General features: G+C 40.6%; 8 protein-coding genes. 4 read left to right on the top strand and 4 right to left on the bottom strand.

Annotation, left to right across the window (positions count from 1 at the left end; all coding sequences use genetic code 11):
• Nucleotides 1-16 precede the first annotated feature (16 nt).
• Both WJR50_RS28510 and WJR50_RS28515 read right to left on the bottom strand, forming a co-directional pair.
• Nucleotides 17-685, bottom strand: coding sequence for a hypothetical protein (locus WJR50_RS28510; protein WP_341296731.1), 669 nt, complete (start codon nucleotides 683-685; stop codon nucleotides 17-19).
• Between the two features lie 221 nt (nucleotides 686-906).
• Nucleotides 907-1,134 carry a hypothetical protein gene (locus tag WJR50_RS28515; RefSeq protein ID WP_341296732.1) on the bottom strand — a complete coding sequence of 76 codons (228 nt, stop codon included), beginning with the start codon at nucleotides 1,132-1,134 and terminating at the stop codon, nucleotides 907-909.
• Nucleotides 1,135-1,434: 300 nt separating this feature from the next.
• Between WJR50_RS28515 and WJR50_RS28520 the strand changes: the two genes are divergently transcribed.
• From WJR50_RS28520 to WJR50_RS28530, 3 genes are all read left to right on the top strand, one after another.
• Entirely contained in the window at nucleotides 1,435-2,112 is a 678-nt protein-coding gene (locus WJR50_RS28520; protein WP_341296733.1) for a response regulator transcription factor, read from the top strand.
• Nucleotides 2,113-3,501, top strand: a complete 1,389-nt coding sequence (locus tag WJR50_RS28525) for a HAMP domain-containing sensor histidine kinase (RefSeq protein WP_341296734.1) — start codon at nucleotides 2,113-2,115, stop codon at nucleotides 3,499-3,501.
• A 141-nt stretch (nucleotides 3,502-3,642) separates the two neighbouring features.
• On the top strand, nucleotides 3,643-3,888 hold the full coding sequence (locus WJR50_RS28530) for a hypothetical protein (protein ID WP_341296735.1): 246 nt from the start codon (nucleotides 3,643-3,645) through the stop codon (nucleotides 3,886-3,888).
• 402 nt (nucleotides 3,889-4,290) lie between these two features.
• On the opposite strand, the gene hmpA is transcribed toward WJR50_RS28530, so the two are convergent.
• Together hmpA and WJR50_RS28540 are read right to left on the bottom strand one after the other, a co-directional pair.
• Nucleotides 4,291-5,520: an NO-inducible flavohemoprotein gene (gene hmpA / locus WJR50_RS28535; RefSeq protein ID WP_341296736.1), complete on the bottom strand. Its 1,230-nt coding sequence runs from the start codon at nucleotides 5,518-5,520 to the stop codon at nucleotides 4,291-4,293.
• Nucleotides 5,521-5,851: 331 nt separating this feature from the next.
• The gene (locus WJR50_RS28540; protein WP_341296737.1) at nucleotides 5,852-6,214 is read right to left on the bottom strand and encodes a SpoIIAA family protein; all 363 of its coding nucleotides are present in this window, start codon (nucleotides 6,212-6,214) and stop codon (nucleotides 5,852-5,854) included.
• Between the two features lie 186 nt (nucleotides 6,215-6,400).
• On the opposite strand from WJR50_RS28540, the gene WJR50_RS28545 reads away from it, so the two are divergent.
• Nucleotides 6,401-6,996 (top strand): GAF domain-containing protein (locus WJR50_RS28545; protein ID WP_341296738.1); only part of this gene is annotated, 596 nt, incomplete at its 3' end.

The raw sequence follows: 6,996 nt of genomic DNA on the forward strand, positions 1-6,996 counted from the left end.
ACCTGACATAGTCATTTTACCAGATGGGTATTGTATTGTCAAACCCGGCTACTTTTATACTGGTATCTTGAAATCTGGAAGTATCGGTTAAGACATTGTAATACATAAAAAGTCCTAGCATATCACTCCGACTGCTAAAGTCTGGCTTTTTGGTTCTTATATATTTCATCATGCTTCCCATTTGATCCTGCATCAGGTGCAGCAGCACTTCCTCTGTATCCTCGGTAAGGGCGTGGAGGTTTCCCAGGCTATCTGCGGCATAAAAATCGTATGCGGTCTTCCACTGTGGGAAGTGAGGAATCATTATTGTTTCCGGCAGCATTTCATCTGCTCGCACTTTTTTCTCCCGCGCAAACAAAGAAAGCTTACCTTCCACAATTGATTCAAAAAACATCATGCGCTTATAATCCGATTGTATACTGAAAGGCAGACTATAGTATTTTCTGTAAATATTGTATGCAGTATCAGCAAAACTGAACGCTTCCACCTGTATGGCAGGATACACCTGCAGCCTTTGCTGAACTTTAAATTTAACCACATCATAACCTAAATCGTAAGCAAAAAGGCCTGTAAATGTATTTCCACTATTGAATTTTACCTGACCAGGATACCAGGCTTCTTCTTTTTCCTGAGCGTATCCCCATCCGGCAGTGAATATGAGCAAGAGTATGGATAAGGTTTTCATGATGGTTTGCGATTTAATGGAAATTACTTTTAATGATTGCAGTTTTAAGATTGCCTCACCCATGTCTGCCGTTCACTACAATTACCCAGTTTACCGAACAAGACAGGATGAGGCAAAATCATTGTGTATACAACCACTTCATGTTAGAATTTACTACTACTATTATATTCGTAATGAGACTTAAAGCTTACTTAAATCCAGATTAGAAAAGGCTTAGAATGTTAGTTTCTAATTAGCGAATCCAGCTTCTCCAGTCTCTGCGTCTCCTCTTCAATCAGGGAGTCCAGGTGGTCTAGTCGCTTTGTTTCTTTGTCTATGACCGAATCCAGTTTTTCTACCTTATCGTAAAATTGATTCCATTTTTCTTCTGTCTGTTCCTGGATGCCGCAGCTAGTTACTGCCACCATGCTTACAGTAAGCAATGCCAGTTTGATCTTAGTGTTTTTCATAGTTTTATGGTGTTAATTTTTTGTAAGATTACCCCATCCATGCCCAGCCCTTTCAGGCTTCAAAGGCAGGATGAGGTAAAATCACCCTATGTGTAAATCAGCAACTGTTATGAAAAAGCAATAGGATAATGTCCCTCTGACACTATCAGATCTATGGCTGATGACACAAGGCTTATTTACTTATTCGTATCACTGCTTAAATCTTCCTTAGGTTAAGATTAGAAAAGGCTTAGAAATCATCCTCTAATAAGCGTTCTTCCGTAATAATTTTTGGTACTGACCCAAACCTTTAAGTTTATTATGAGAATTCTGATCATTGAAGATGAGCAAAAAGTAGCTAAGGCTGTACAACAGGGTCTGGAAGAGCACCAGATTAGCTGTGAACTAGCCTTTGATGGCCTAATAGGTAAGCGCCTGGCCTTGCGCAACTTCTACGACATCATTATCCTGGATGTGATTATGCCAGGCATGAACGGATTTGAAGTCTGCCGCGAGCTGCGCCAGGCAGGGGTCAATACACCGGTGCTAATGCTCACTGCCCTGGACACCACGGATGACAAACTCAGCGGTTTTGATGTGGGAGCCGACGATTATCTTTCCAAGCCTTTTGAGTTCAGGGAGCTGCTGGCCAGGATTCGCTCCATTGTGAAAAGAACTAACGGAGTGATGCAAACCAGTAACCTGCTGCGCTTTGCCGACCTGGAACTGAACCTGGATACCCAGACTGCCAGCCGGAGCGGCCGTACCATAGAGCTGACAGCCAAAGAGTTTGCTCTGATGGAATACCTGATCAGAAATAAAGGCCGGGTATTATCTAAAGCAGAAATTGCTGACAAGGTATGGGACATACACTTTGATACCGGTACCAACGTGATAGAAGTATATGTAAACTACCTGCGCAAGAAAATTGACAAGGATTTTCCTACGAAACTGATTCACACCCAGATAGGCAAAGGATATATCTTAAAAGAAGGTTGAATGAACATCAGACAAAAACTCACCTACCGTTTTGCAGCCATTGTGGCTATGATTCTGCTGGTCTCCTTTCTGGCCATCTATCTTTTTTCGGCACTGCACCGAAAACATGAATACAACAGCAGGCTGAAGGCCAAAGCTATTTCTACTGCTCAGTTCCTTATTGAACAGGATGAAGTGGACACTACAATTTTGAAAATCATTGACCAAAAGAACCTGGGTGCTTTGTTTGCCGAAAAGGTTGTGATCTACAATTATCTGAATCAGGAGGTCTATAGTACTGACGAAGATGAGATCATACAAGCTTCTCAGGATATACTAAACCAGGCACGGCTGGAGGGAGAAGTACGTTTTTCTCGGGGCGATTTTGAGGTAGTAGGTGTTCCCTATATTGATCAGTTCAATCGTTTTGTAGTTTTTACAGCGGCCTATGATATTTATGGAGTAAGTAAGCTCCGCAACCTAAGGATTATTCTTATTGCTGTATTCTTTTCCAGTATTTTGATTGTGCTGCTTATGGGGTGGATGTATGCCGGGAAAGCCCTGCACCCTATGTCAAAAGTAGTAGATCAGGTCAGAAACATATCAGTACGAAATCTTCATACCCGGGTAGATGAAGGCAACCAGAAGGATGAGATCGCCCAGTTGGCTAAGACTTTTAATTCCATGTTATCACGACTGGAAACCGCTTTTTCCTTACAGAAAATGTTTGTTTCTAATGCTTCTCACGAACTGAGAAATCCTCTAACTGTAATCAGTTCTCAGCTGGAAGTAACTTTACTGAAAGAACGTTCTGTCGCAGACTACAAACAGACCATCGTTTCTGTGCTGGAAGATATTCAGAACCTATCACGTACCCTCAAACGTCTGCTTGCACTAGCACAAATCAGTGCGGAGGAGGCAAAGCTGAAGCTTTCCCGTCAGCGGGTAGACGATTTGCTGTGGCAATGCCGGGATGAGCTGCTTCGGCAGCATCCCCAATATCAGGTACAGATTGATATGTCGTCGTTGCCAGAGGATGAAGAGCAACTTTACCTACAGCTAGACGAACATATGCTGAAAATGGCATGCCTAAACCTCATGGAGAATGCCTGTAAATTTTCCTCCGATCAGCAGGTTACCGTTACCTTGTGGGCAGATGAGCATCAGGTATCGGTGAAGTTTGCCGATAAGGGCATGGGCATAGCTCCGGAAGACTTACCTCGTATTTTTGAGCCTTTTTTTCGCTCTTCATATGCGACTGCTATCAAGGGACAGGGGATTGGCCTTTCTATCGTGGATCGTATCATTAAATTGCATAGCGCTTCATTACAGATTTATTCTCAACTCAATGAAGGAACTACAATAGAAGTGGTTTTTCCTGTTTCTAAGGAAGTTTTAAGTCCTGTCTAATTAGATTCTAATAACTCATGATCATGGCCCATGCGTAAATTATGTGAGGGTAGACAGAGGTTTCCCTGATTTTTTACTATAAACTATAATAAGCGTACCATGAACAACAGATTTTGGGAAAAAACAGCAGGCCTCATGAGTATGATAGCAGTATTTGCGCTTCTGGCCAGTTCGGTTTTGTATGTGCAAGGTGACGAAAAATTTCAGCAGCAATATGTAGATGAAAGGCTCAGAAACGATTCTTTGATGGGAGCGATGCAAAATATGCAAAAGCAAATTTGGGAAAAAGAGCAGGAATTAATGAAAAAAGACAGCCTTATAGACTCAATAACGGAGGCTTGTAATTATTCTTCAGCAGAATTAAGTAAAATTGAAATTAATCACTGATAAGCAACCACTATTTTTTGTCCTTTTGTCAATCAGATAGTGTCATGGGTAGAGCTGTAGGGTAGTTAATACGTTCCAGTTGAAAAAAAGCTGTAATTACGTTTTTATGATCAAACATTTCTGGGCGAATGCAGCCGAATGAAAGATATAAGACCTTTCTAAAGTCCATCAACTCACCGTGAGGTATTAGCAGGACAGTAGGATTTTATTTTCATCTGACAAATCAATCCGGTTTACGATTTCCTGAAAAATTGTCTACTACAATATTGGCTTAGCAAGTAACTTTATCTACTCGTTATTGGTATGTACAAAAAGTGTTTTGGAATTTCCGACATAGAGCTTTTGCCATATGCCGGAAAGCTACTACAAGCCGCTCAACTGCCACCACTTATATCGTTTCAATTACTCAGTAATTTCAGTAGTAGGCCCAAAGAACTCAAAATGAATTCGCTCCTCCGGCACTCCCCAGGCTGTAAGAGATTGATACAACATTCTCATAAATACCTGAGGGCCACAGAAGTAAAAGTCAGCTTCTTTACCTGGCAGTAATTTTTGGATCAGATCCAGATTGATCATGCCTTTCGCATCATAATCTTCCCCCAAGACATCGTTAGGCCCCGGTCTCTCATAACAGATGTAGGAATTGATATGATCATACTGCTGATCTATGCTTTTAACATGGTCCTTAAAGGCATGTTCTTTACCATTTCTTGTTCCATGAATATACCACACAGCACGTTTTGAATCTTCTGCAACCAATGTATTCAACATGCTCATCAGAGGCGTCTGCCCTACTCCACCGCTGATCAGTACTACTGGCAGAGATAATTCTTTGTTCAAAAAGAAGTTTCCAGTAGGTATATGTACTGGTACCACTGAGCCTTCCTGCAGATGGTCATGAAAATAGTTGGAGGCCACTCCCATCGGATATTCCTCAGGATCAGTTACTCCCGGCTCCAGTTTAATACTGACCCTGTAGTAATCTTTGTCTGGTGAGTCCGATAAACTATAGTTACGTAATACGGTATGCTCCAGACCGGGTATATTCATTTTGAAAGTAAGGTATTGGCCAGGTTCAAAACCGGCAATAGCTTTTCTATCCTCTGGTTTTAGATAGAAAGAAGTAATCATACTGCTTTCTTTTACTTTGCGGCTGATCACAAAGTTTCGGAATCCTTCCCATCCCCCTTTTTGTGTAGCGCCGGTATGATATATTTCCTGTTCCCGCCTGATAAATACATTGGCAAGCAGTTGATAGGCTTCTCCCCAGGCTTCTATCACTTCATCGGTAGCAGCATCACCAAGCACATCTTCTATGGCCCGTAAAAGATACTTACCTACAATGGGATAATGTTCCGGACGAATGTCAAGGCCGGCATGTTTCTGAGCCACGCGCTCTACCAAAGGTATCACCGCTTCCAAATTTTCTATATGCAAAGCATACTGATAAATGGCATCTGCCAGGCTTCTTGCCTGCATGCCTGTAGCCTGATGACTCATGTTAAAAATATTTTTTAACTCAGGATGATGCTTAAAAAGCAGTTCATACATTCTGGTGGTTATCGCGTTCCCGTGTTCTTTCAATGCGGGAGTAGTAGCTTTTACTACCTGTATAGTTTCTGATGAGAGCATAATGAATGCTGTTTATATATTAAAAGATAAAAATGTCTTTTTATCTTTTAATACTAATTAACATAAACTAAAGTTTCAAATATTGCCAGAGTTTTTTAAAAAATGCAGGCTTTAAAACTTCATGATGAAATTGTTCCTTAAGTTCTGAGAAAATAAGCTTCTCATAACAAGTCCTATTGCTCTTCTAAAGTAGGGTGTAAAAAAAACCCGAATTTTACTTCGGGTTTTACAGCTAGCTGATGAAGGAATCATACTAAAAATTATATGCAATAAGTTGAATCACTGTTCTTCTTACTGCTACTTACTAAAACTAAACTTGGATCTAAAAGTATCACTCTTCTATCCATCTACCAGCCTTATCTTTTTCAGAGAAATGAAAGCTTTTCAATTGTATCCTACCAATTATACTACTGTAGTGAGTAGCCTGTTTTAGCCAGTCTTTGATAGTGATTATTACTGCTTTTTCAAAGCATTCCAAATCTCCAAAATTGTATTCCAACTCCTCAATCAAAGTATCCAGAGAAAAGCCATATGCATCCACATATTCTACATAGAGCCTTACTTTTGCATGCGACTTCAGTTTTTCTCTCAGCTTGAATAGTACAGGTTTCAAATCCGCTTCACTGGCCGTACCATCTATCCGAAAGCCAATGATGTCATCCCTACGGGTTGGGGTTGTTATTGATTCTACCATACTAAACTTGTTAATTAACTTACATTTTGTTCGTCAACTGGTTTCAAAAAAGGTATCAAAAGCATTACTTACAAAGTAAGCAGTCAACGATACAGCTTACAATGATGTAAGTCGCTCATTTTTGATGATTAAAATCATTTCATTCTCATGTGTCTATAGCTATTCTACCACTTTAAAAATAAATGCATGTACGTTAAGTCTGATTCTAATATTGTGAAAAGCCTTCAGAAAAGTATCGCTCAGCAAGCTCCCGTAGAGGATTTACTGGCGCAGATCATTAAATGGGTAGAAAAGCAGTCTGATGAGTTTCTGGTTTCCATACTTGTGGCCAATCATACTACCCATCAATGGCAAATTGCTGCTGCTCCTTCCTTATCCACTGATTTGCTAGAGCTTATTAAACTAGTGGTGTTCAAACACTTGCCTGATGTCAGCGGCAATACATCTTTTGAACCGCTCAGCAAAAAAATTATCTGGAAAGACGGTAAGCACCTCTCCCCTAATGGCTGGTGGATTACGCCTATTCATTCCAGAATGAATGGAAAACTATTAGGCGCACTCGTCTTCTTTTTCAAGGACTTCAGATCACCCAGAAAAAATGAGATATCATTAATCATCAATGGTGTGGACTGGGCGTCTACTGTGATAGAGCAAAACATGTCAGTAGAGGCTCTGCTTAGCCCAGAAATCAAACAGCAATCGTACACCGAAGAACTGGAACAAAAGGTAAAGGAAAGAACCAGAGAATTAACTGCTATGGTTAAAAAGCTGGTAGAAACGAA

The sequence above is a fragment of the Catalinimonas locisalis genome (genome assembly GCF_038039535.1).
Taxonomy (GTDB): Bacteria; Bacteroidota; Bacteroidia; order Cytophagales; family Cyclobacteriaceae; genus Catalinimonas.